Annotated in this window: 23 protein-coding genes, 1 tRNA gene and 1 riboswitch; of the genes, 11 read left to right on the top strand and 13 right to left on the bottom strand. The window is 65.1% G+C overall.

Features of this window, described 5'->3' with window-relative positions; genetic code table 11:
- Positions 1–78: 78 nt before the first annotated feature.
- A complete protein-coding gene (locus J2R76_RS04390; protein WP_076831262.1) occupies positions 79–1,263 on the bottom strand; it encodes an MFS transporter in 1,185 nt (394 codons plus the stop codon).
- Between the two features lie 115 nt (positions 1,264–1,378).
- On the opposite strand from J2R76_RS04390, the gene J2R76_RS04385 reads away from it, so the two are divergent.
- The 5 genes from J2R76_RS04385 to J2R76_RS04365 all read left to right on the top strand — a co-directional run bounded on the left by J2R76_RS04385 (position 1,379) and on the right by J2R76_RS04365 (position 5,575).
- The gene (locus tag J2R76_RS04385) at positions 1,379–2,200 is read left to right on the top strand and encodes a helix-turn-helix domain-containing protein (RefSeq protein ID WP_076831265.1); all 822 of its coding nucleotides are present in this window, start codon (positions 1,379–1,381) and stop codon (positions 2,198–2,200) included.
- 88 nt (positions 2,201–2,288) lie between these two features.
- Positions 2,289–2,516 carry a hypothetical protein gene (locus J2R76_RS04380; RefSeq protein WP_076831268.1) on the top strand — a complete coding sequence of 76 codons (228 nt, stop codon included), beginning with the start codon at positions 2,289–2,291 and terminating at the stop codon, positions 2,514–2,516.
- Between the two features lie 85 nt (positions 2,517–2,601).
- On the top strand, positions 2,602–2,820 hold the full coding sequence (locus tag J2R76_RS04375; RefSeq protein WP_076831271.1) for a hypothetical protein: 219 nt from the start codon (positions 2,602–2,604) through the stop codon (positions 2,818–2,820).
- Between the two features lie 13 nt (positions 2,821–2,833).
- A complete protein-coding gene (locus J2R76_RS04370) occupies positions 2,834–3,136 on the top strand; it encodes a hypothetical protein (RefSeq protein WP_050385697.1) in 303 nt (100 codons plus the stop codon).
- Between the two features lie 771 nt (positions 3,137–3,907).
- Complete coding sequence (locus J2R76_RS04365) at positions 3,908–5,575, top strand: universal stress protein (protein ID WP_309143566.1); 1,668 nt, start codon at positions 3,908–3,910, stop codon at positions 5,573–5,575.
- A gap of 76 nt (positions 5,576–5,651) precedes the next feature.
- Here the strand turns inward: J2R76_RS04365 and J2R76_RS04360 are convergent, their stop codons facing one another.
- Positions 5,652–6,098 carry a hypothetical protein gene (locus J2R76_RS04360; RefSeq protein ID WP_018272072.1) on the bottom strand — a complete coding sequence of 149 codons (447 nt, stop codon included), beginning with the start codon at positions 6,096–6,098 and terminating at the stop codon, positions 5,652–5,654.
- Between the two features lie 212 nt (positions 6,099–6,310).
- Between J2R76_RS04360 and J2R76_RS04355 the strand changes: the two genes are divergently transcribed.
- Entirely contained in the window at positions 6,311–6,583 is a 273-nt protein-coding gene (locus J2R76_RS04355; protein ID WP_076831273.1) for a hypothetical protein, read from the top strand.
- A 102-nt stretch (positions 6,584–6,685) separates the two neighbouring features.
- A tRNA-Arg gene (locus J2R76_RS04350) sits at positions 6,686–6,762 on the top strand.
- Between the two features lie 898 nt (positions 6,763–7,660).
- Here the strand turns inward: J2R76_RS04350 and J2R76_RS04345 are convergent.
- Positions 7,661–8,671 (bottom strand): AraC family transcriptional regulator, encoded by a 1,011-nt coding sequence (locus tag J2R76_RS04345; protein WP_143271114.1) that lies wholly within the window; start codon positions 8,669–8,671, stop codon positions 7,661–7,663.
- 161 nt (positions 8,672–8,832) lie between these two features.
- Here J2R76_RS04345 and J2R76_RS04340 point away from each other — a divergent pair, with 161 nt between their 5' ends.
- The gene (locus tag J2R76_RS04340) at positions 8,833–9,978 is read left to right on the top strand and encodes an alkane 1-monooxygenase (RefSeq protein ID WP_253623761.1); all 1,146 of its coding nucleotides are present in this window, start codon (positions 8,833–8,835) and stop codon (positions 9,976–9,978) included.
- Between the two features lie 139 nt (positions 9,979–10,117).
- Here J2R76_RS04340 and J2R76_RS04335 read toward each other — a convergent pair whose 3' ends face one another.
- From J2R76_RS04335 to J2R76_RS04310, 6 genes are all read right to left on the bottom strand, one after another.
- Complete coding sequence (locus J2R76_RS04335; RefSeq protein WP_253623760.1) at positions 10,118–10,903, bottom strand: hypothetical protein; 786 nt, start codon at positions 10,901–10,903, stop codon at positions 10,118–10,120.
- An 82-nt stretch (positions 10,904–10,985) separates the two neighbouring features.
- A complete protein-coding gene (locus tag J2R76_RS04330; RefSeq protein ID WP_076831282.1) occupies positions 10,986–11,357 on the bottom strand; it encodes a hypothetical protein in 372 nt (123 codons plus the stop codon).
- Positions 11,358–11,600: 243 nt separating this feature from the next.
- On the bottom strand, positions 11,601–11,894 hold the full coding sequence (locus J2R76_RS04325) for a hypothetical protein (RefSeq protein WP_016846480.1): 294 nt from the start codon (positions 11,892–11,894) through the stop codon (positions 11,601–11,603).
- Positions 11,895–12,104: 210 nt separating this feature from the next.
- Positions 12,105–12,692 (bottom strand): zinc-ribbon domain containing protein, encoded by a 588-nt coding sequence (locus tag J2R76_RS40765; RefSeq protein ID WP_206601531.1) that lies wholly within the window; start codon positions 12,690–12,692, stop codon positions 12,105–12,107.
- Between the two features lie 58 nt (positions 12,693–12,750).
- Positions 12,751–13,203: a MaoC/PaaZ C-terminal domain-containing protein gene (locus tag J2R76_RS04315; protein ID WP_076831284.1), complete on the bottom strand. Its 453-nt coding sequence runs from the start codon at positions 13,201–13,203 to the stop codon at positions 12,751–12,753.
- Between the two features lie 129 nt (positions 13,204–13,332).
- On the bottom strand, positions 13,333–14,196 hold the full coding sequence (locus tag J2R76_RS04310) for a bifunctional 5,10-methylenetetrahydrofolate dehydrogenase/5,10-methenyltetrahydrofolate cyclohydrolase (protein WP_076831287.1): 864 nt from the start codon (positions 14,194–14,196) through the stop codon (positions 13,333–13,335).
- A gap of 15 nt (positions 14,197–14,211) precedes the next feature.
- A riboswitch (ZMP/ZTP riboswitch) is annotated at positions 14,212–14,291 on the bottom strand.
- A 217-nt stretch (positions 14,292–14,508) separates the two neighbouring features.
- Between J2R76_RS04310 and J2R76_RS04305 the strand changes: the two genes are divergently transcribed.
- Positions 14,509–14,919 carry a hypothetical protein gene (locus J2R76_RS04305; protein WP_028339251.1) on the top strand — a complete coding sequence of 137 codons (411 nt, stop codon included), beginning with the start codon at positions 14,509–14,511 and terminating at the stop codon, positions 14,917–14,919.
- Positions 14,920–15,039: 120 nt separating this feature from the next.
- On the opposite strand, the gene J2R76_RS04300 is transcribed toward J2R76_RS04305, so the two are convergent.
- Together J2R76_RS04300 and J2R76_RS04295 are read right to left on the bottom strand one after the other, a co-directional pair.
- Positions 15,040–15,564 (bottom strand): hypothetical protein, encoded by a 525-nt coding sequence (locus tag J2R76_RS04300; RefSeq protein ID WP_253623759.1) that lies wholly within the window; start codon positions 15,562–15,564, stop codon positions 15,040–15,042.
- Positions 15,565–15,779: 215 nt separating this feature from the next.
- Entirely contained in the window at positions 15,780–16,415 is a 636-nt protein-coding gene (locus J2R76_RS04295; protein WP_233475693.1) for a hypothetical protein, read from the bottom strand.
- Positions 16,416–16,676: 261 nt separating this feature from the next.
- Between J2R76_RS04295 and J2R76_RS04290 the strand changes: the two genes are divergently transcribed.
- Positions 16,677–17,060, top strand: a complete 384-nt coding sequence (locus J2R76_RS04290) for a VOC family protein (RefSeq protein WP_057015836.1) — start codon at positions 16,677–16,679, stop codon at positions 17,058–17,060.
- Between the two features lie 15 nt (positions 17,061–17,075).
- Here J2R76_RS04290 and J2R76_RS04285 read toward each other — a convergent pair whose 3' ends face one another.
- Positions 17,076–17,426, bottom strand: a complete 351-nt coding sequence (locus J2R76_RS04285) for a hypothetical protein (protein ID WP_141340965.1) — start codon at positions 17,424–17,426, stop codon at positions 17,076–17,078.
- A gap of 316 nt (positions 17,427–17,742) precedes the next feature.
- Here J2R76_RS04285 and J2R76_RS04280 point away from each other — a divergent pair, with 316 nt between their 5' ends.
- Positions 17,743–18,093, top strand: a complete 351-nt coding sequence (locus J2R76_RS04280; protein ID WP_057015832.1) for a GrlR family regulatory protein — start codon at positions 17,743–17,745, stop codon at positions 18,091–18,093.
- Between the two features lie 188 nt (positions 18,094–18,281).
- Here J2R76_RS04280 and J2R76_RS04275 read toward each other — a convergent pair whose 3' ends face one another.
- A complete protein-coding gene (locus J2R76_RS04275) occupies positions 18,282–20,963 on the bottom strand; it encodes a PAS domain S-box protein (RefSeq protein WP_253623758.1) in 2,682 nt (893 codons plus the stop codon).
- Positions 20,964–21,032: the final 69 nt, after the last annotated feature.

The following is a 21,032-nucleotide window of genomic DNA, read 5'->3' as shown; positions in this document are numbered from 1 at the left end:
CGCAGACAACCGACCGCCCGCCGCCACGCCTTGTTGCGAGCCGGATCTGGCTCGCGATATTTCCGCATCGAACGACAATCAGATTGTCGCCGCGCGGCCGGCTGATCGGCCCAGGACTGCCATCAGCACCGTCGCGACGGCGCAGCACGCGAGCGCAACCTCCCAGCCTCCGGTCGCATCATGGGCAAGTCCGGCGAGCGGCGGACCCGCAGCGGCGAGCGAGTAGCCGAGGCACTGCGCCATGCCGGACAGCGCGGCCGCCTGGTGGCTATGCGAGGTTCGCAGGCTGACGAATGTCAAGCCGAGGATGAAGGCTGCACCCGCCCCGAAGCCGAACAGCGCGACCCACAGCATTGCGAGCGACGGACACTGCCACAATCCCAGCAGCGAGACGCAGGTTGCAAGCGACACGGCAATCGCAATCCCGCGCTGGTCCTTCATGCGCCGGACCATCGGCCCGAGGATCAGGCCGGGAAGCGCGGTCGCCAATTGCAACACACCGTGCAGCGTACCCGCCGTCGCCGCCGGGTAGCTTGCCTGCACGAGGATGGCGGGCAACCATCCGACGATGATGTAGAACACCAGCGAGGTCAGGCCGAGGAAGCCCGTCACCTGCCAGGCGAGCAGCGAGTGCCAGATGCGCCCGCGATGCGGCGACGAGGCCAGCTCGACCGTCGGGGCCGAGTGCGCCCCCAGGTGGGGTGCCCAGGCTATCAGCGCCACCAACGGAAAGATCAGCGTGCTCGCAAGCGAGAGATGCCAGTTCGATCCCGGGATTTGGGCGAGCGGGATTGCCACGACCGATGCGAGCGCCTGGGCCAATGCGGACGTGATCGCGTAAGCGCCGGTCAGGCTGGCGATGCGAGTCGGAAAGTCCCGCTTGAGCAAGCTCGGCAGCAGCACATTTCCAACGGCGATTCCGGCACCAATGGTGGCGGTGCCCGCGAACAGCGCCCAGACCGGACCGGACGAGCGCAGCGCGATCCCGGCCGCGATGACAAGCAGCGCACCGAACAGCGACCGCTCGATGCCCCATTCGCGCCCGAGCACAGCTGCAACCGGTGAGATCGCGGCGAACGCCAGCAAGGGCAGCGTCGTCAGGATTCCGGCCTCCGCCGCGCTGATCCCGCTGGTCTCACTGATCATGCCGAGCATCGGCGCGACGCCGGTAATGGGCGCGCGGAGCGTCGAGGCGATCAGCAGGATCCCCGTCAACAACAGCCCCTGCCCGCCCAGCGTGCGCATCGGTGCTATCATCGTCATCGCATGCTCCTGCCCATCTGAATGCGCCAAGCTATCGACTTGGCTGTCGGAAGAATTTACATATCTATTCTATCGATCGCTAAATTCGGTCACTCAACGGGTTTCCAGCTCCGTTATGGGCTTTCAACTTCGCTATCCCTGGCCGGACCTTGATCCGGATGACGTCGCGGCGGCGGCCATCGCCGTGCGCCTCGACGTCACCGAAAACAAGGTCGAGGCGGCCGAGCATGCGCACCGGAAGGGACAGCTCGTCTTCGCGCTCGGCGGCGGCGTGATGTGCCGCGTTCCGAACGGGTTGTGGATGGTGCCGCCGCATTGCGGCGTCTGGCTTCCAGGCGGCACGCGCCACACCAATATCGCAACCGCCAATGCACGAATCTTCTTCGTCTTCATCGAGCCCGGTGCCGCCGACCTGCCCGACCGCTGCTGCGCATTGTCGATCTCACCCTTGCTGCGAGAGCTGATCATCGCGCTTTCCGACCGTATGCAGCAGGACCACGGCACTGAAACCCTCGTTGCGCAATTGCTGCTGAGCGAATTGCCGCGTATGCCGCTGCAGCAGCTGCATCTGCCGATCTCGCCCGAGCCACGCTTGCGACGGATCGCGGCAGCGCTCGCCGACGATCCGGCCGATCGCCGCACGATCGCCGAATGGGCCGAACGCGTGGCGCTGAGCGAGAGCAGTCTCGCGCGTCTCATCCTGAGGGAAACCGGCCTGACATTCGGACGCTGGCGTCAGCAACTGCATTTGATCGTCGCGTTGCGCGAACTCTCCGCCGGCGCGAGCGTTCAGCAGGTCTCGTCCGAGCTCGGTTATGAATCCGTCACAGCCTTCATCACCATGTTCAAGAAGGCGCTCGGCAAGCCACCGGCGAAATATCTCAGCGATATCATGCAAGGGAGCGGCTCGGCGTTCGCGGCTGGCGGGCGAATTTAGGAACACCGGTCGGCAACGGACGTTTTCGACATATCGGGCGAACGACAAGCGAGCCGCCTACGCCAAGCCAATGCAGCGAGGATGCCAGATGCCCTACGCGCTGTTCGATCGCGACAGACAGATCGACAAGGCTTTTCCGACGGAGAAGCAAGCGTGGGAACATGCACTGATCTGCGGACTGATCTTCGACGTTCCGGTCGCGGATGAAGCGCCGGGCCAAGTGCTGCCGGCCGGCTATCACATGAAGCGAATTCCCGGCGACAGCGAAGTGTTCGAACCGGCGCCCGAATGGAAGTTACCGAACGAAATTTCGTGATCGGCCCGCGGCAGGGTTGCCGGTTGCGATCGTGACGTTGCGCGATAAGTAACGCCGAACCAGACCAACAATTCAGGATGAGCGCATGGCCGAAACCGGCAAGATTTTTCACGTTCGCTGCGTCGACAACACGTTGCAGCGGGACACGCTTTCGCTTGGGCGCGTCTACGAGGTGACAAGGGATATCGAACGTGACGGCTATTACGAGCTCAGCGGATTGGGCCGCTTCAGCCGGTCCAGATTCGAGGTTGTCGAAACGAACGACGACACGGCTGAAGTCCGGCAGACGTCCCGATCAAAATAGACAGGAGAGCGCGATGCCCAGAGGCGACAAGTCGAGCTATACCGATAAGCAGAAGCGGCAGGCCGAGCATATCGAGGAAGGCTACGAGACGCGTGGTGTTCCGGATCGCGAGGCCGAGCGGCGCGCATGGGCGACCGTCAACAAGGAGACCCACGGCGGCAAGAAGAGCGGCTCCGGCCGAGGCACGCGCGAGGATCATTCCCCGTCGCGCAAGGGCGGCAAGCTCGGCGGCAAGGCGGCCGCGAGCCGCCCCGCGGCGGAGCGGTCGCGCTCGGCGAAAAAGGCGGCACGTACCCGCAAGCGCCGGGCCGCCTGACCGGCCGCGGGCGCCCCCACAGACAGCAAGACAATACCGCACGCCCGAGCATGATCCGGGAAAGTGCGCAGCGATTTTTCGAAAAAATCATGCTCAAACAAAATCATGCTCAAACAATGAGCTAGAACGCGATGACGACGGCACCCGATCTCATCGCGCGTTAGGCGACGGCTCGCAAATGCGTGATCGGGTGCCACCACCGGTTGCCTTCATTTCGGCACCTATCGGGAACAGGCTGTCGGCCCAGGAAGCAAAAGCGAAGCAAAGGCGGCCACCGCAGGGGGTGCCTGCAATTGACGTATCGGTCCCATAGCAGCTGGCAGGACGTGGATCTGCGCAATCTCGTCCGGGTCATATCGGCCTGCACCCTCGGGCTTTGGGCATTTGCGGCCGGCCTCCTGATCGGGACCTTCCTGCTTTGATGGATCAGCGCGGCACGCGCCGCCTTCCTACCCGCCGCTCAAGTGATGCGCGGCGACGAACAGGACGAGCGCACTAAGCACCAATGCCGATGTAGCGCCGGCAACGCTACGCGCGAGTTCAGCCTTCGAAAGATTGGATCTGGTTGCCATTGCAGCCTCCCGTTCGCGCGAGCTGAGCCACAGCCGCTCCGGCGGTCAGGCTCGCTCATGGAGACATTCGCATCACCAGGATGAACGCATCCTGAGCAAAACGAACCGCCGGCGCCTCTGTTCCAAAATCTGACCCAGGGGATCGCTTTCGGAACCCGGGCGTTGACCGCATGCGGCAAGCCGGCCGAGCCGCGCCGGAATTGGAAATCGGAGATGCCATGGTGATCCGCTGGGGGACACCCTCGGCTGGATCATCATCGCTGTCATCTTCAGCCTTGCCTCGCGCGGCAGCCTCGACATCCTCTCGGTCGCGCAGGCGCAGTTCGGCACCCTCGCCTTCCTCGCGGTCAGCTTCACGATCGGCCGGCGGCTGGTGTTCCGGCTGATCCGCTGGGCCAACGACAATCTGGTCTCTTCGGCGGCGGTGATCACCGTGATCCTGCTGTTGATGAGCGGGATGGCGATGATCACGCATCTGATCGGCGTGCACACCGTGCTCGGCGCCTTCATCGCCGGCATGCTGGTCGGGGAATCCCCGATCCTGACCCGGCAGACCGACGAGCGGCTGCGCGGGCTGATCTCGAGCCTGTTCATGCCGGTGTTCTTCGGGCTTGCCGGCCTCAGCGCCGACCTCACGGTGCTGAAGGATCCGTCGGTGCTGGGGCTGACCGCGGCGCTGGTGCTGATTGCGAGCATCGGCAAGTTCGGCGGCGCCTTCGTCGGCGGCGCGCTGGGCGGGCTGACGCGGCAGGAATCCTACGCACTGGCGAGCGGCATGAATGCGCGCGGCTCGACCGAGGTGATCATCGCCACCATCGGCCTGTCGATGGGGGTGCTGAGCCAGACCATGTTCTCGATGATCGTGACCATGGCGATCCTGACCACGATGGCGATGCCGCCGATGCTGCGCAGCGCGCTGGCGCGGCTGCCGCTCGGCCAGGACGAGAAGGAGCGGCTGGAGCGCGAGGAATATGAGCAGCGCGGCTTCGTCGCCAATCTCGAGCGGCTGCTGCTCGCGGTCGACGAGAGCAGCAACGCGACATTCGCCGCGCATCTCGCCGGCCAGCTTGCCGGTGGGCGCGGCCTGCCGATCACTGTGCTGCATGTCGGCGCCAATGCCAAGCTGCAGGAGAAGAACCGTGCCGATGAGGAGAGCCCCGAGGCGGCGGTCATCAACGCGGCCAAGGCGAGCGCCGAAGCCGATGCCGACGGCGGCGGCAATGTCGACGTCATCAGCCGCGCCCGCGAGGAGACGGCGGCGGAGGCGATCGCCGAGGAAGCCAAAAAAGGTTTCGACCTGCTGGTGGTCGGCATGGACGCGGTCGCCGGTCCCGACGGCGGCTTCGACCGGCGGCTCGACGACCTGACCTCCGGCTTCGACGGCCCGCTGGCGATCGCGGCCGCCAAGGGCGTGCACGAGAAGGAGCCGACGGCGAATGCGCGGAAGATCCTGGTGCCGGTCTCGGGCAGCAACGTCTCGCGGCGCGGCGCCGAGGTCGCGATCGCGCTGGCGCGCCTTTCGAGCGAGCCGCTGCAGGTGGTCTACGTCTCGACCACGCGCGACAAGGGCGCCCGCCGCACCAGCCCCAGCATGTCGCTGGCGCATGAGGAAGCCATCCTGAAGGACATCGCGGCGACCGCGGCGCGCTACGACATCAACGTAACGACGCGGCTACGTGCCAACACCGCACCTGAGGTCGCGATCCTGCAGGAAATCGCGTCAAGCCGGGCCGACCTCGTCGTGATCGGCGTCGACCGCATCCAGGGCGACAGCCTGAATTTCGGCAGCATCGCAGCGGCCGTGCTCGGCAAGTCGAAGGCGTCCGTGCTGCTGGTGTCGGATGGCGACGTCAGGCCCAAGACCTGAAACCCGAAGACTTGAAGCCCGAAGACCTAGAACAAGGACCTGAGGAAGGAGGTTCGAAGCGCGAGCGCGTCCGCGCCTACCACTCTTCCGGACAGGGATCGACGATCTTCCAGAGATCGACCCCGTTCTTGATCTTCTTCATCTCGGTGGTGAGCCCGCCATTGCGGCGGATCCAGTCCTTCACCGTATCGGGGTAGTAGGACATCAGGTCGGAGGTGCCCTCGAGGCTGGTGACCTTGATGCCGAAGGTGAAGGCCTTGTCGTAATAGGCCTGGTGGAAGCCGATGCTGGCCCGCGGCGTAACGCAGATCTTGTTCAGCGGCACGATGCCGAACACCAGCGTGCAGGCCGAGTTGCAGATGCCGTCGATCACGACGCGCTCGCGGCGCTCGCGGATCTGCTTGTACTTGGCCTTGTACTCCTCGACATAGCCGCCATGGTCGCGCGTGATGTGCAGCACCGCCCGCGCGGGCGTCGCGGCCAGAACCGAGAGCAGCAAGGCGACAAGGGGCGTGATGCGCATGGATCGTTCGAAACCGCGGGAAAGGCCGGGCCCGGGCGGACCTGACCGCAAGACTCTGGCCGGACTGTGTTGGCAATCCGTTAAGCATCCGCAAAAAGGCAAAATTTGGCGCGCTGTGGCTGATTTCCCGCAGCTTTTGGCCCCGATTCCGGGTTAAATGGACCCCGGGGCGGCCCACAATGCCGATTCCCGTAAATGACCGGAGGCCGCCCATGACCAAGACCAAGCTTTTCGCCGCCCTCGCTCTGGCCGTGATGGCCCTGACCCCGGCGGCTGCGGCCGACCTCACGGCCCATCCGCGCCACCACCGGCATCACCACCACGCCCATTGGGGCCTGCCCTACCACATCAGCTATCTGCACAATTACGGCCCCGGCCCGACTGCCGGCAGCTTCGCCTATTACGACGGCTCCCCGCGCAACAAGTGCTACCAGAGCGCGGCCGCCTATATCGGCCAGGACCACCGCCGGCATCCCTGCTTCTGACGGCTATAAGGGAGACGGCGGGACGTGCCGGCACCGCTGGGTGCCGCGCTCCGTGCCTGCCTGCTGGCCCTCCCCGCCCAAGTCTGATAATCGACCCGCTACGCGCTCGTAGCTCAGCTGGATAGAGCATCGGATTTCGATTCCGAGGGTCGGGAGTTCGAATCTCTCCGAGCGCGCCAGCGATTTTACCGATAGATCAATAATTTAAGCCGCGCTCATTTCGTTCTGAGTGAGCGTTTTCGCGTTGCGTCTGTTCTGAAGCGATGCTGCAAGATGAGAACGACCCCGACGCCGCGCGCCGAGGCCGCCCCTGTGGCTCCCAGCCGGATTGGGGGTATGAGAGCCGGGAGCCGGAAGACACTACTTCCAAAACCACCGCTCGTTCCTGCCGCCAATAGCACCAATAGGGATTACCTCCCGGCCAGGCTCGCCGAAAAACGATATCAGAATTGGAGTGATGGTATCGGCCGCCCTGCCGACGAGAGGGACAGTTAGCAAATCGGCAACTAGATCGGCGCAGGCTTCTCAGAGGGACGGGACCGTTGGGGACGCAGCACGGTCACGTTTCGGAGGAGCTGACGTGTAGGCCCTGGCGTCGGCTCCTCTCTTAGAAGCTTGTGTGAGTTCGGCAACAGCCGTCTCTCCGCGGATCTGCTAAGGAAATGACACTGGGAATTTCAGGGCCCCAGCGCTGGGAATGACAGGGCGCCGCCGGGACAAACCATTTCGGGCCCGGCGGCGTAGCTTTTAGGTCGGCGTCACAGTATCGATGCCGAGCGATCCGAGCACCGCGCGAGCTCGATCCGGCAGCCGATTGTTGCAGCGATCCTGCCACGAAACCATTTTCATCAGCGGACGAAACCGGGCGGAAACATTTGACCGGTACCACTTCTCCCAAACAATAATGGGGAAGTGTCATGATGGAAGCGACCATTGTCGCGCTGCTGCTCCTCAGCGCCGCTGTGTTTTTTGCGCACGCCTACGACGCCCTGCATACGCATTGACGGGATCGGCATCGCTTAAGTCTGCGTATCGTCCACCAGGGTCTGTGGGCTTGCGCGAGCCATCGACCGCGCCCTAATCCCGCCCGCCCTTCTCTCCGAACCACCGCCGGCACGCCCGGCTGAAGCTCGTCGCGTCGGTATAGCCGAGCGCGGCCGCTATTTGGTCGCGCGATTGGGTGCCTGCCGCGAGCATGATCCTCGCGCGCTCGCGTAGCACGCCGTCGAGCAGCGGGCGGAAGGCGCAGCCGGTCTCGGCGAGCCGCCGCACCAGCGTTCGCCGCGAAGTGCCGACGAGGCGCGCGGCCTCCTCCTCGGCGAGGCGCCGCGGCAGGCGCGCCGCGATCAGGCGCTCGACGATCCCCGCCAGCGCCGCGGTGTCGGGCTGCGGATTTTCGATCGCCTCGAGCGCTTCAATGGCCTTGGCGTGCAATTGCGGATCGGCAAACGGCGACGGCCGTGCGCCGAGCGCTTTCGGCACCTCGAAGATGAAGGCGGCGGCGTTGAACTTCACCGCGCAGGAATAATGCTCGAGCAGCCGCTCCGCGCCCGCAGGCGGCGACCAGGGAAATTGCAGTGTCGCCTCACCGATCGCATCCTCGAGCAGCTGCACGTACACGGCGTGCACGTTGAGGCTGACCGCCAGCGCCACGGCGTGCCACAGCCCTTCGTCCATCGCGACGGCGGGAGAGATTTCGATCTGGATCGCGCGCGCTGTCTTGCGCAGCCGGTTGCGGACGAAGGGCGCGCGGGTCGACCCGAAGCGCGCGCCGGTCGCCAACGCATCCGCGATGGTCGGCGCCGTCCTGGTCGCGACATCGAGCGCGCCTTGCAGCGATGTCGACCACACCGCCGCGGCCGACAACGGCCACAGCTCGCCATGCCGGCGGGTGATGTTGGCCGCCAGCACCACCAGCGAGGATACCGGCATGTGAGCGCCGGGCTGGTCGAGCGCCTCGAGCCGAATTCCGGTGCCCTTCAGCAGCTCGTCGCGATCGCCTCGCGTCTGGCCAAATGCCCGCACCAGGGCCCGCGCATAGGCCGCGGAGACCGGCGTGCGAAGGGCATCGGATTCCGATCCGTGCATGGCGTCGGCGACCTCCCCCTCGCGAACGTCCGGCCGAACAAGCTTGGCGCAAAATGCCACAAAATTGGCCTGTTGTGAACTGGCGGCGCAGGCCCGCCTGGCGGCATGCTTGGCCCAACAATGGCGAACGCCGCCTCGCAAGAGATGCTGGAGGGAATGCGATGATCTTCACGGGCACCAATGCTGCTGGCGAAACGATCACCTACCGGGACGGCAAACGCTATCTCTGGATGCTCTCGTTCATTCCGCCGCTGATCCCGCTGTTGTCCTACTGGCTGTTCCTGCGGACACACAATCCGCTGGTGACGCTGATCCCCTTCGTCTTCATCTTCATCCTGATCCCGTTGCTCGACGTCGTGTTCGGCGAAGACACCCACAATCCGCCGGCGGAAGTGGTCGCCGCGATGGAGGCCGATCCCTATTACCTGCGGCTCGCGCGCATCACCGTGGTATTTCCCTGGATCAACTACGTCGCGCTGATCGCCTTCTTCGGCACCCAGGATCTGCCGTGGTGGTCCTATGTCGCCTTGCTGCTCGGCGTCGGCACCATCAATGGCGGCGCGCTCCTGATCGGGCACGAGCTCGGCCACAAGCCGGACAGGCTCAACATCCTGTTCGGCATGCTCGCCAACTGCGCGGTGGGCTACGCGCATTTCCGCGTCGAGCACAATCGCGGCCATCACACTTGGGTCGCAACCCCCGAGGACCCCGCCAGCGCGCGCTTCGGTGAATCGATCTATGCGTTCGCAACGCGCGAGTTGCCGGGTGCATTCAAGCGTGGCTGGCGCAACGAGGCCGAACGGCTGACCCGGCGCGGCGAGCCGGTCTGGTCGGTCAACAACGAGATCCTGCAAGGCTTTGCGCTGACGCTCGTCGTCGCCGCCGTGCTGATTGCGCTGTTCGACTGGAAGGTCGCGCCGTTCATCGTCGCGCACCATTTCCTCGGCTGGTACGCGCTGACCCAGGCCAACTATGTCGAGCATTACGGGCTGCTGCGCGAGAAGCTGCCGAACGGCCGCTACCAGGCGGTCGAGCCGCGCCACTCATGGAATACCAACCACATCGTCTCGAACCTGATGACGTTCCACCTGCAACGTCACTCCGACCACCACGCCAACCCGATGCGCCCCTACCAGTCGCTGCGCGATTTCGACGACATCCCGCGGCTACCGAACGGCTACACCGGCATGTTCGGGCTGGCGGCAATCCCGCCGCTCTGGTTCCGCGTGATGGACCCGAAGACCCTGGCCTGGGCCGGCGGCGACAAGAGCAAGCTGAACCTCCGCGATCGGCCCGCGAGCTCGTGATCGCGGCGATTGCCCGGCTCCCGGTCCTACATCTGGGCCGAGCGCCGCTTCATGGCACCGATGCCGAGGAATGAGCCATTGATCGACAGATACTGGCTGGTGAATTCGAACGTATCGAAGCTCGGCGCCTCGAACTGCTTCAGCGCCTTCCAGAGCAGCGTGGTATCCGGACAGGCTTGGGAATGGATGTCATGATGCACGATGATGCGGGCGTGGGAAGCAGATGATCCTGTAGCGCACCGCGCAGGCTGTGATCGCCATCGATAAAGACGAAGTCCGGCTTCAGCCGGTCGACATGCGCACCGACCAGCGGCGAGGTCGAAAAATCCTGGATGTAGATCGGCTCGATAGCGGCCTGCTGCTGCAGCAGATCGAAATAGGTCGAGATAAAGGGCGTCGGCGCGATCGGATCGAGTGCAATCACGGTCTTGAGGTCGGCGCCGCTGTTCCTGAGCCACTCCGTAACCAGGACGAACATGCCGCCCCAGCGGCAGCCGATTTCCATGTACGAGGAAACGCCGGACGAATTGCGCGCAAGCCAGGCGAGGTATGGCGCAAGCTGGTTCGGGTATTGCCAAAGGTGGAGGCCCTTGCCGAAGTTCGGCGCCAGCTCCGGCGGCTGCTCATGAAGCAGTTCGTCATTGAGCCCCAGCGCCGGGATGAATTCGCGTTCGAGGAAGTCCACGTCTGTACGCTGAGCCGGATTCAACCCGGCGATCGCATTGATCGCGTCACCGACGGTGACAGCGAGATCGGCGAAACGCTGGTATCGGTCGGCTTGATATCGGTCGGCTTGGGCTAGCTGGGCGTTGAGCATCGGCGCAATCAGATCGGTGGGCTGACGAGGACACAAAGAGGCCGCAGGTCGTCGCGCCCCCGATGATTGAACGGATGGGACGTCCGTCTCGGGCGCGAAATCTTGCATTCGGTCGCGAATGGTCCGCCTTCCCCACCGCATGCGTAAGCCGCTTCGGCATGGCGCGCCCGGCGTGCAGCCGGCATTCCCTTCAGCCGCTCGGAATCTTCCGCCGCACCGCCTCCACGCCGGCATCGGTCACGTTGTATCTGCGCCCCATCTCCGGGACGATCCAGCCCTTCTCGATCATTCCGGCAATGGTGCTCGGGCCGACGCCCGCGGGAAACGGACGGCGGTTGCGGATCGCGTCGATCGCGACCCGCTCGAGATGGGTGGCGACATGCGAGGGGCGCGCGCGAAACGCCTTTGCCATGATCAGGACCGACAGGACCTCGGCGCGCCGGCGCACGGCCGAAGCGCTGCGGGTCAGTTCGTTACTGATCTCGAGAGCGTTCTTGCCGGCCCTGGCGAGCTCTCTGAGCTTGTCGTCCTCGTCAGGGCTCCAGCGCCGCACGATCCCCATCTGCCCCTCACCGCCTGGATACCCATCTCAAACCGATGCATACGCAGGCGGCGCTGATTTGCCATGTGACTTTCGGCACCTCTTGATGCGACGTCGGGGCTGTCGCCATCAGGACGGCCGATCGCGGTGTCGCACGATGCAGCACAAAGAGCATGATCCGATTGAATCGGATCATGCTCTCAATCCCCTTGCTTGATGGCGTTTTGGTTGCGCGAACCGGTATTCACTTCGCGCTGGAACGCTTCAGTGCTTGCTGGGTTCAAGCGCGATGAGCACGCCGGTCGGCTCGGGCTCGTGCGGCCGAAGCGAGGTCAGCTCCGGATCGCTCCACTCGGCGAGACTGACGACTTCGCCGGTCTGCCCCGGCATGTCGGAGGTCTGGGCCGGTTCAAGCACCTTGAGCCCGCTGGTGTCGACGAAGAATGTGTGCTCACCGAACACGCTGTTCAGTTGCGCCACGGCCGGGTGATCGTCCGGAAGCACCTGGGCATTCAGTTGCGTCATGGTCTGCTTGACTTGCGTGGAATTGAGTTTCATCCGCTGCTCCTTCTCGTTGGTTCCGGCCGCGATGGTTTCCTTGACAAGTTTCCTTGGCTGGTTCCTCCCCGCCCGCACCCCACATCGGGGGCTTCAAGGTCTCGAACCAATCAGGCAACGAAACGTTCCGCACGCGCGACGCATTGACCGCCTGCGCAGCGGTTCCCCGCGCATCAGATGTGAAGTGCGACCCTGAAGTCACGCCCATCGCTACGAGACGGGAGGCTTCTTCCTTGCGAGTCCTTCCAGATGCACGCGGCGTGCGGCGGATTTGCGCGCGCGCTCCCTGGTGCGGCAGGCCCGGCAGCGCACCGCCTTGGTGAACACGTCGCCCTTGGCGGTCTCGTACCACCATTTCTGCTGCAACGGCGTCCAGACCTCGGCAACACCGCAGTCCTTGCAGACGAAGGGCTCGGGTCGATAGGTTCCGCGCAGCACGAAGTCGGGGGTCGAATAGCTGTTCGAGGGCGCAAGCCGCGTCGTATCGACGGCAACCTCGTCGCGCGCCAGCGCAATCTTGTAGTCGCGAAGCCGTTGCCGTTCAGCGGCGCGTCGGGTCTGCATGCGGAGCCATTCCTCGGCCTTGCGCCGCCTGGCTTCGATCTCTCCGTTCGTCTGCTTGCTGCGTTTCACGGCGGCACATCCGTCTGGGTCGAATGCGTTCGGCGCATCGACGAAGCAAATACCGGGCAGCACGACCTCGTCGATGATGACGTCATTGATGCGCTGCCGTTCTGCCGCCGGCTTGTCATAATTGCCGCAACATTGCGCGACGACAAGGTCGCGTGCGGGGAACACGTAGAGGCGCTGACGGCCGTCCGAGGCGGATGACCTCGGGATGCCCCTCAGGCCGCGCCTATGCCGGCCCCTGCTCCGCCGGCCGCATGCGGATCAGCGCGTCGAGCACGAGGACAAGAACCGGGCGCTGCTCGTCGTTGACCAGCTCCGTCTTGAAGATCACGACAGCGTCGCGCCGCTCCGGCCTGATGGTGATCTTCTGGATCTGGGATTGGCCGGTGAGCGTGGCGCCGGGCCGAACCGGGCTCGGCAGGCGGATCTCGAAGCTCCGCCCGACGATCCCCGCCACCTTGGTCCAGATCGCCTCCACTACGAGCCGCTGATAGATCGCAATGGTGTTGAAACCGCTTGCGATCAGTCCGCCGAACGGGCCTGCCGCAGCCGCGACGGGATCGGCATGGATTGGCACCGGATCATATTTGCCGGCGAACTCCAGGATCTCGGCCTCGCCGATCGTGTAGCTGCCAAGCTTGAACGTCTGGCCCTCGGTGAGATCTTCCGCATACAGCATCGCGCGCCTCCATCTGTCGCGCGACGATAGACGAATGGTGCGGGCTTTCCATTACCCCGGACGTCATGAACTTCGCGCGCGATACGCGAGCGATACCCACCGCTCGCATATCGCCGCAGGTATCCCGCGCTATTGCAGCCGCGCCGCCCTCGCCTTTGCCGCCTTCAGCGTGTTCTCCATCAGGCAGGCGATCGTCATCGGGCCGACGCCGCGCGGCACCGGCGTGATGGCGCCGGCGACCTGCACCGCCTCGTCGAACGAGACGTCGCCGCACACCGCATAGCCGCCGTCCGGCCTCTCGACGCGCGTGGTGCCGACGTCGATGACGATGGCCTGGGGCTTGATCCAGTCGCCGCGCACGAGGCCGGCCTTGCCCACCGCACTCACCAGGATTTCGGCCTCGCGGCAGATCCTGCTGATGCCGCGGGTGTGGATATGGGTCTGCGTCACGGTCGCGTGCTCCTGCAGCAGCAACGCGGCCATCGGCTTGCCGACGATGTTGGAGCTGCCGATCACCACGGCATGGGCGCCGGTGAGGTCTGATCGGACCGACTTGATCAGCCGGAGACAGCCGAGCGGCGTGCACGGCACCAGCGCGTCATCGCCATGAAACAGCCGGCCGGCGTTCAGGGCGTGCAGGCCGTCGACATCCTTGGCGGGATCGACCGCCGCCATCACGCGCAAGGCGTCGATATGCGCCGGCAACGGCAGCTGCACCAGGATGCCGTCGATATCGTCGCGCGCATTGAGCGCCTCTACTCCGGCAAGCAGATCGGACTCGCTGGCATCATCCGGCAGGCGTGCGACCTCGCCGCGCAGGCCGAGCCGCTCGGCCATCCTGACCTTGCTCTGCACATAGATCTGGCTCGCCGGGTCGCAGCCGACCAGCACGACCGCAAGCCCCGGCGCGCGGGGCAGCCGGTCGAGTTCGCCAGCAATCTTGTCGATGACAATTTGGGCATGTGCATGCCCATCGAGAATGTTCGCCGTCATGGCACCTCCGTTTCGAAGCGGTGCCCAGGCGCGCGGCGTTCAGTCTCTGCGCTCCCCGATGGTGGTCCATCCAAGCGCCAGTCGCGCAGATGGCGTGGTCATAGCCGCCCCGCCGGGCAAAGGCAATTCACGCTCTCCCGCGGGTCGAACGGCGACGAATTGCCCTCACTTTTGCCGGTGGATCGGTGCCGGGCGGGTCACCTCTGGGGGTAGGATTCGGGCAAGACTTGCGTTAAGTCTCGGCGCTTGCCGGGCTTTTCCGATCCCCGGCGCCATCCTTCCGGTCATCACGCCATTTCGGACATTTTCGACATGAGACATATCATCCTCGCGCTGGCGCTCTTCTGCCCGGCTGCCGCGCTTGCCCAAGGCACCACGCCGGCCCCCGCCGACGCAGACAAGCCGGCGGCGGCGACCTCGCAGCCGATGGTCGGCGACAAGCCGCTGGTCCAGGTCGGCAAGAAGTCGGCCGCCAAGAAGGGCGAGAAGCCTGCCGCGCCCGGCAAGCCTCAATCGGTCGCTCAGAAGCTTCAGGCCTGTCAGGACATCGACGACGCCACCAAGGAGCGACTGATCTGCTACGACGAGATTTTCAAGCCGCAGCCGAAGCCGAAGGCTGCCCCGGCCAAGGGCGTCAACGATTGCCGCTTCGTGAAGGAAGAGGACGAGCGGCTGACCTGCTACAACGGCTTCGCGGACAAGATTCCGCGCCTGCCGCGCTAAAGGTAGCGAGCGCCGCTCGGACGCCGTCCCGGATCCGGCCACCCGCCTGATCGCGGACATGAAAAAGCCGCCGCAAGTGTTTGCGGCGGCGGATTGATTGCCGGCTGCGGCAGCCCTTTCTTACCAGGTGCCGAAGCCGCCGAAGAAGCCCATGCGCTGCTGCTGCGCGACGCGGTAGGGCTGATACATGCCGGGCTGTGCCAGCCGCATCGGCGGCTGGGGATGGGCATGGTAGCGCGCGACCTTGCGCTTCTTCGGCGCCTGAGGCTGGGCCTGCGCCGGTTGTTCAGCCGATTTTGCCTCAGCCGCGACCTTCTGCGCATCAGCCTTCTCCGGCGGAATGAACTGGGCGAACGTATTGCGGACGCGGGCTTGCGCCGACGCATCGCCCGTAGCCGACGGGATGGCCGCGGCGACCGCGTTGACCTGCGCCGGAACAATGGTCGGCAAATTGGTGTCGTACACCACCCGCTCGGGCAATTTCTGGGTCGACTTGATGCGCACCATGGTCTTGTCGACGCCCGGCGACGACAGTCCCTGGTTCTGGCCGGCGACCACGGCCTCCTGCGGCACGATGGCATTGACGACGAAGAGCAGCGCGAGCAGCACTCCACCAACGAACAGGAAATAACGCGCCACAGGCATTTTGGTAGCTCCCCCCGCGCAGCAGGGCGCGGTTCATCTCGGCGCGACGACATCAGTCATCGCGCGGGCGATTTCATCGTCTGCGCATGATCACCCGGACGCTGTCCGCGCTCCCGGGTCGTTCGCTAACGGCTGGTTTATTAGTTAGTTCCTGTCCGGCCGTTACGGTTCACCCGACAAGTCAATTCGCGGTCACTTTTTCGAGATGCCGGGAATTAGAGGCGGCTCGCCGTCACGACCGAACATTTCGCCTTGTTTGCGTTCACGTTGACGAACCCGACCAACATTTGCGAGTAAGTCTTGCGGCTCTTCATGGCGATGGTGTCGGAGATCAGCCGCTTGCGCTCGGTCAGCGGCCGACCGTCCCGGCGGATGAAGGCGCAGGCGATCTCGATATCCTTGACGGCGAAATCATTGGCATTGCGCAGCGTCAGGGTGACCAGCGCCTTCGAACCCAGCCCGCCGCGCCGCCACGATTGCGAGGCGATCCGCAGCTTATCCAGCGGCGACCTTTCAGCGCCGGGCCCGGACGGCTTGGCCTCCTCTGCCCCCTGTGGAGCGATGGCCACACCGACGGTGGTCGGCTCGTCCGCCGGTGCGGCAAGCGCATCCCTCGCGGTCTGATTTGTGATTTGGGCTGGTTGCTCGCCGGTCGGGGCATTCTGCGCGGTGCGGATCATGGAGGACACCGGCCAGACATCCTGGTCCCCGGCGTCGCTCGGCTCGGGAAGCATGAACCATGCGGCGATCCCGGCGAGCGCAATCAGCGGCAGCAGCAGGCTGGCGTAGAAGCCCCCTTCACCGAGACGTCCGGCGGCCAACCTCCGAAACGACGCCAAGCCGATCCGCATCGTCGTGCCCTCACCCTGGCAGCCTGATCGGGCCGCCCCCACACAGAGAGGAAGCCGCACCGCGCGGCTTCCGGGACGGCCGCAGGTCGAGCGGCCACGCAAAAACAATCGCTGACGGCCGCAATGGTTTCATTCCGGGACGACAATCTTGGGCAGGCATAACGAGGGATGGTATCCCAGCGAACCGCTCGCTAGATTTGTGCCGCCCGAGAGCGAGTGCCGCGCACCGAACAGCGGCACGACAACAACAAGGAGATCGCAATGCCTGTCGTCACCTGGGACCACGTCCACCTGCGCAGTCCCGATCCCGAGGCCACCGCGACCTGGCTGCGCGACATTCTCGGCGGCGAGATCATCCGCGGCCCCGGCCGCATCGACGTCCAGCTCGGCGGCGCCAGGGTGTTCATTGCGGAGGTGACCCAGGGCGACGGCGTCAACGCCGCGCCGGTGACGCCCTATCAGGGGCTCGATCATTTCGGGCTCACGGTGAAGGACATCGACGCGGTCGCGGCCGAGATCAAGGCCAAGGGCGTCGAATTCACCAAGGAGCCGACCACGATCCGTCCCGGCGTGCGGATCTGCTTCATCCGTGGCCCGCAGGGCATCTCGATCGAACTGCTCGAGCGCGACCAGAAATACGTCTGAGCCACGCGTGCGGCGCTAAGTCATGCTGCCGGGCATGAAGCAGCGGATCGTCACGCCCATGTAGCTGGGAATCGGCCAGACCATGGCGCGACCGACCCGGTTGGGCTCGGTGACCACGGCCTCGTCGGGGACATCGATCCACGCCCCGTCGAGGCGCACACGATAGTGCCCGTCCTTGGATTCCCAGTCGACATCGCTGACCGCTGTGCCGTCGGCATCCGAACAGCACGGCCCTTTGCCGCTGCGCAGGCCGTCGAACCACTCCTTCAGCGGCGAATTGGCGTAGCGGCCGTCGGGATCGCGCGCCTGCGCGATTCGCATGGCCGCGACCAACACCAGCGTTATCAGCACGAGGGATGCGATCATGTGGCCCGCATAACGGGCCGAAGTTCCATTGAGCCTGCGAGGGCGTGCCCAATGGCCGCCGGATTCAATCCAGTCAGACATGTGTTTGCTCCAGCACTCACCGGCCAGTGCAACCAGAGCTATGCATTTCGCGGGCCACTTTGATTCGCGCGTACGGTCCGCTGTCATTGCGCCGTCACACTGCCTGGCAGGAACCGAGGGTCACCCGAACGCGGGACACCCGGGAATCAACCTGCCGCATTGCACGAGGTTGCTCGCTTTGGCATAAAAAACCAACTGGCTTGCCGTGGGCGTGGCGGCCAGCAATCGGGACGTCATGAAGAACGGACTTTACTCAATTCACGTCACCCTGCTGGACGGTCGCGTCGGCAAGGGCAGCGGCGTCATTCTCTTCCGCGACGGCCAGATACTGGGCGGCGACGCCTATCTTTACTACACCGGCAGCTACACGGTGAAGGGCGATGCCTTCAAGGGCGAAATCCTTGTGCAACGCCACACGACGCCGCGCGACACCGACAACCCGCTGTTCGGCGGGCCCGCGCCCGTCGGCATCGGCGTCTCCGGCACCTTCACCGACACCCGCGGCACCATGAGCGGGACCGCGCTGGTCGGCAAGGCGAGCCTGATCTTCGGCGCCACGCTGCACAAGCTCGCGGATATCAATTAGCGGTTTGAAACCATTAGACCCGTCATCCCCGCGCAAAGGCTTCGCCTTTGTCGCTGGAGGCGCGAGCACAGCGAGCCTCTGAGGATCGACGGCCACGAGCCGGGCCGTGCATCCTTCGAGACGCGGCTTCGCCGCTCCTCAGGATGACGGATCGAGAGCAAACGCGTGGTTGGCCACTACGCTTCGCGCTATTCCGCGGCCTGCTCCAGCGGCGCGACGCGCGGCAGGATCATCTGGATGCGTGTGCCGTTGCCCGGTGCGGAATCCAGCGAGAGCCGGCCGCCGAGCCGCGTGGTGACGATGCTGTAGACGATGTGCAGGCCGAGCCCGGTGCCGCCCTGATCGCGCCGCGTCGTGAAGAACGGATCGAAGGCGCGGCGGCGCACGTCGAGGCTCATGCCGCAGCCATTGTCGGCGAAGATCACCTCGACATTGTCGCCGCCGGCGGCGTGGACCTGGATCTCGACCTCGCCGGCCTTGCCGTCCGGGAACGCATGCGCGACCGCGTTGAGGAACAGATTGGTCAGCACCTGGCCATACGGTCCCGGATAGGAATTCATGATCAGGTTCGGCTCACAATCGACATTGAGCGTCAGATTGTGCTTGCGCAGGCCGGGCCTCAGACTCATCACCACCTGCTCGGTGAGATCGCCGAGGTCGAAGGTGCGCTGGTCCGAATAGTTGCGGTCGGCGGCGACCTGCTTGAACGACTGGATCAGCTCCGCGGCGCGGTTGAGATTGGCGACGAGTTGCGAGGAGGCATCGCGCGCCGTGTTCAGGAAATCGTTGAGGCTGGAGCGGCGCAGGTCGCCGCGCTCGACCTGGGTGGCGAAATTCGCGGTCTTGCGCTCCAGCGCGGACGCCACCGTCAGGCTGATGCCGACGGGATTGTTGACCTCATGGGCGACGCCGGCCACCAGGCGGCCGAGCGCGGCGAGCTTTTCGGCCTCGATCAGCGAATTCTGGGTTTCCCGCAGATTGCGCAACGCGGCCTCCGCGGAATCCCTCGCCTTGCGCATCTCCTGCTCGGAGCGCTTGCGCTCGCCGATGTCGAGCGCGACCGTGACGATGTTCTCGATCTCGCCTTGCGCGTCGAGGATCGGCAGCTTGTTGACCAGCCATTGCCGCATGTTGCCGGCGACGTCCTTGTACTCCTCTTCATAGAAGCCGAGCTCGCGCCGCGCCGACAGAACGCGCTTGTCGTTCTCATCGGTCTTCGCCGCGCCATAGCGCGACATCAGCTCGCCGGTGGTCTGGCCGATCGCGTCCTGCGGCTCGATGCCGAAGATTCCCGCCATGTAGCGGTTCATCAGCACGTAGCGCAGGTCGCGGTCCTTGACGTTGATGACGGCGGGCACGGTATCGATGACCATCTGCAACAGCCGACGGCCTTCGGCGATCGCGTCTTCGGCGCGCTTCTGGTCGGTGATGTCGCGCACCGTGCCCTCGTAGCGGATCACTTCGCCCTCGTCGTTGCGGACGACGGTCGCCGAATCGGACAGCCACAGCACGGTGCCGTCGCTCGCGCGCACCTGGTACTCGTAGTCGCGCACCGTGCCGTCGCGCTGCATCAGCTGCTGGTACTGCTCGCGCGCCGCCGGATCCACATAGACGGTAGTGGCGATGTCGTCGATGCCCTTGATCAGGTCCTGCGGCGTGGCATAGCCCATCATCCGCGCCAGCGCCGGATTGGCGTTGAGCAGCGCGCCGCCCGGCGTCGTGACGTAGATGCCCTCGACCGACGCTTCGAACAGCTTGTGGTAGCTCTCCTCGGCGAGCCGCTGCTCGGCGAGCGCGCGCAGGGCAGCCTCGCGCGCGCTGTCGGCGTCGACCAGGGTCTGGCGGAACACTTCGGCGGCGCGTGCGATGTCGCCGATCTCGTTGTCGAGGTCGGCGCCGGGAATGAACGCGCTCTTCTCGCCGCCGGCGACCTTGCGGATCGAGCCCGCGATCCTGGCGAGCGGGCGGACGGTGCGGCGAACCACCAACACCGACGCGAACAGGCCGATCAGCACACCCGCCGTGCCGAGCACGATGCTCTGCCATTTTGCTTCGGCCAGCGTCCGGGCAAAATCGCGCGACAGCACGTGGCCGCGGCGAGAGCTGAGCTCGCGGAGCAGCTCGGTGACCTTCTGGATCAACCGGCCTTCGGCGCCGAGCACCTCCTTGTCGATGTCGGCGATCTGGCCCTCGCGCACCGAGACCGCGATGATCGCCTCGGCATAATTATCGACGGCGCCGCGCAGCGCGGGATCGGAGATGGTCTTCGCCCGCATGCTCTGCGCGGCCTGCTCGGCAGCGGACGTGTTGTGCGCCAGCAATGCGGTGGCAATCCGGCTCTGGGATTGCGACAGCGCATTGGCCAGCGCCGCATCGTTGCTCGCGGCGACCGCCTTGTCGAAGGCGTCGCGCAGCGGCGGCAGCCCGGCGACCAGCTCGGCGCGGCGGCTGAGCAGCGCCGAGATGCGCTCGATGCCGTTGCGATAGGTCGCCAGCCGTTGGGTGACGCCGTCGATCATGTCCTGCTGCTCGGGCGCCAGCTTGATGCGGGTCTTTTTCAGGATCTCGCTCAGCGACTGGGCCGCCTCCGCGACCTGGACCGACTGGCTGCCCGGCTCGGTGACGAAATCGCGCGCCGCGAGCCGCAGCTCGTTCATGCGGCGGTCGATATCCTCGGCGATGTCGCCGACACTCTGCAGCCGCTGCAGCTCGGCGAAGGTGGTATCGATGTGGCGGATCGCGATCACGCTGGCGGTGGATGTGATGATGATCACAGCCAGGACCAGCAGGAAGCTGCCGAACGTGAGCTGGCCAATGGAGAGGGAGAACGCACGCGGCGCTTGCGAATTCGGCGGCAATTCAGCGGTCATGTCATCAAGGCCGGGGTCCAATGCGCCCTAATATACGGGAAATTACGGGCTTTGGGGAAACATGCTGCA

Origin of the sequence: Bradyrhizobium sp. USDA 4532 (assembly GCF_024171315.1) — a bacterium.
In the GTDB taxonomy this organism is placed as follows: Bacteria; Pseudomonadota; Alphaproteobacteria; order Rhizobiales; family Xanthobacteraceae; genus Bradyrhizobium; species Bradyrhizobium australafricanum.
Note: the sequence above shows the minus strand (reverse complement) of the source record. Positions and strands in the feature narration are given on the sequence as shown.

Excerpts from the sequence above, each read along its gene's own strand:
- J2R76_RS04300 (WP_253623759.1), bottom strand. The coding sequence starts at position 15,564 with ATGCCTGTGGCGCGTTATTTCCTGTTCGTTGGTGGAGTGCTGCTCGCG.
- J2R76_RS04295 (WP_233475693.1), bottom strand. The coding sequence starts at position 16,415 with ATGCGGATCGGCTTGGCGTCGTTTCGGAGGTTGGCCGCCGGACGTCTC.
- J2R76_RS04315 (WP_076831284.1), bottom strand. The coding sequence starts at position 13,203 with ATGCTGTATGCGGAAGATCTCACCGAGGGCCAGACGTTCAAGCTTGGC.
- J2R76_RS04390 (WP_076831262.1), bottom strand. The coding sequence starts at position 1,263 with ATGACGATGATAGCACCGATGCGCACGCTGGGCGGGCAGGGGCTGTTG.
- J2R76_RS04280 (WP_057015832.1), top strand. The coding sequence starts at position 17,743 with ATGAAGAACGGACTTTACTCAATTCACGTCACCCTGCTGGACGGTCGC.
- J2R76_RS04340 (WP_253623761.1), top strand. The coding sequence starts at position 8,833 with ATGATCTTCACGGGCACCAATGCTGCTGGCGAAACGATCACCTACCGG.
- J2R76_RS04385 (WP_076831265.1), top strand. The coding sequence starts at position 1,379 with ATGGGCTTTCAACTTCGCTATCCCTGGCCGGACCTTGATCCGGATGAC.
- J2R76_RS04370 (WP_050385697.1), top strand. The coding sequence starts at position 2,834 with ATGCCCAGAGGCGACAAGTCGAGCTATACCGATAAGCAGAAGCGGCAG.
- J2R76_RS04375 (WP_076831271.1), top strand. The coding sequence starts at position 2,602 with ATGGCCGAAACCGGCAAGATTTTTCACGTTCGCTGCGTCGACAACACG.
- J2R76_RS04335 (WP_253623760.1), bottom strand. The coding sequence starts at position 10,903 with ATGCAAGATTTCGCGCCCGAGACGGACGTCCCATCCGTTCAATCATCG.
- J2R76_RS04325 (WP_016846480.1), bottom strand. The coding sequence starts at position 11,894 with ATGAAACTCAATTCCACGCAAGTCAAGCAGACCATGACGCAACTGAAT.
- J2R76_RS04305 (WP_028339251.1), top strand. The coding sequence starts at position 14,509 with ATGAGACATATCATCCTCGCGCTGGCGCTCTTCTGCCCGGCTGCCGCG.
- J2R76_RS04380 (WP_076831268.1), top strand. The coding sequence starts at position 2,289 with ATGCCCTACGCGCTGTTCGATCGCGACAGACAGATCGACAAGGCTTTT.
- J2R76_RS04355 (WP_076831273.1), top strand. The coding sequence starts at position 6,311 with ATGACCAAGACCAAGCTTTTCGCCGCCCTCGCTCTGGCCGTGATGGCC.
- J2R76_RS04290 (WP_057015836.1), top strand. The coding sequence starts at position 16,677 with ATGCCTGTCGTCACCTGGGACCACGTCCACCTGCGCAGTCCCGATCCC.
- J2R76_RS04330 (WP_076831282.1), bottom strand. The coding sequence starts at position 11,357 with ATGGGGATCGTGCGGCGCTGGAGCCCTGACGAGGACGACAAGCTCAGA.
- J2R76_RS04275 (WP_253623758.1), bottom strand. The coding sequence starts at position 20,963 with ATGACCGCTGAATTGCCGCCGAATTCGCAAGCGCCGCGTGCGTTCTCC.
- J2R76_RS04360 (WP_018272072.1), bottom strand. The coding sequence starts at position 6,098 with ATGCGCATCACGCCCCTTGTCGCCTTGCTGCTCTCGGTTCTGGCCGCG.
- J2R76_RS04345 (WP_143271114.1), bottom strand. The coding sequence starts at position 8,671 with ATGCACGGATCGGAATCCGATGCCCTTCGCACGCCGGTCTCCGCGGCC.
- J2R76_RS04310 (WP_076831287.1), bottom strand. The coding sequence starts at position 14,196 with ATGACGGCGAACATTCTCGATGGGCATGCACATGCCCAAATTGTCATC.
- J2R76_RS04285 (WP_141340965.1), bottom strand. The coding sequence starts at position 17,426 with ATGATCGCATCCCTCGTGCTGATAACGCTGGTGTTGGTCGCGGCCATG.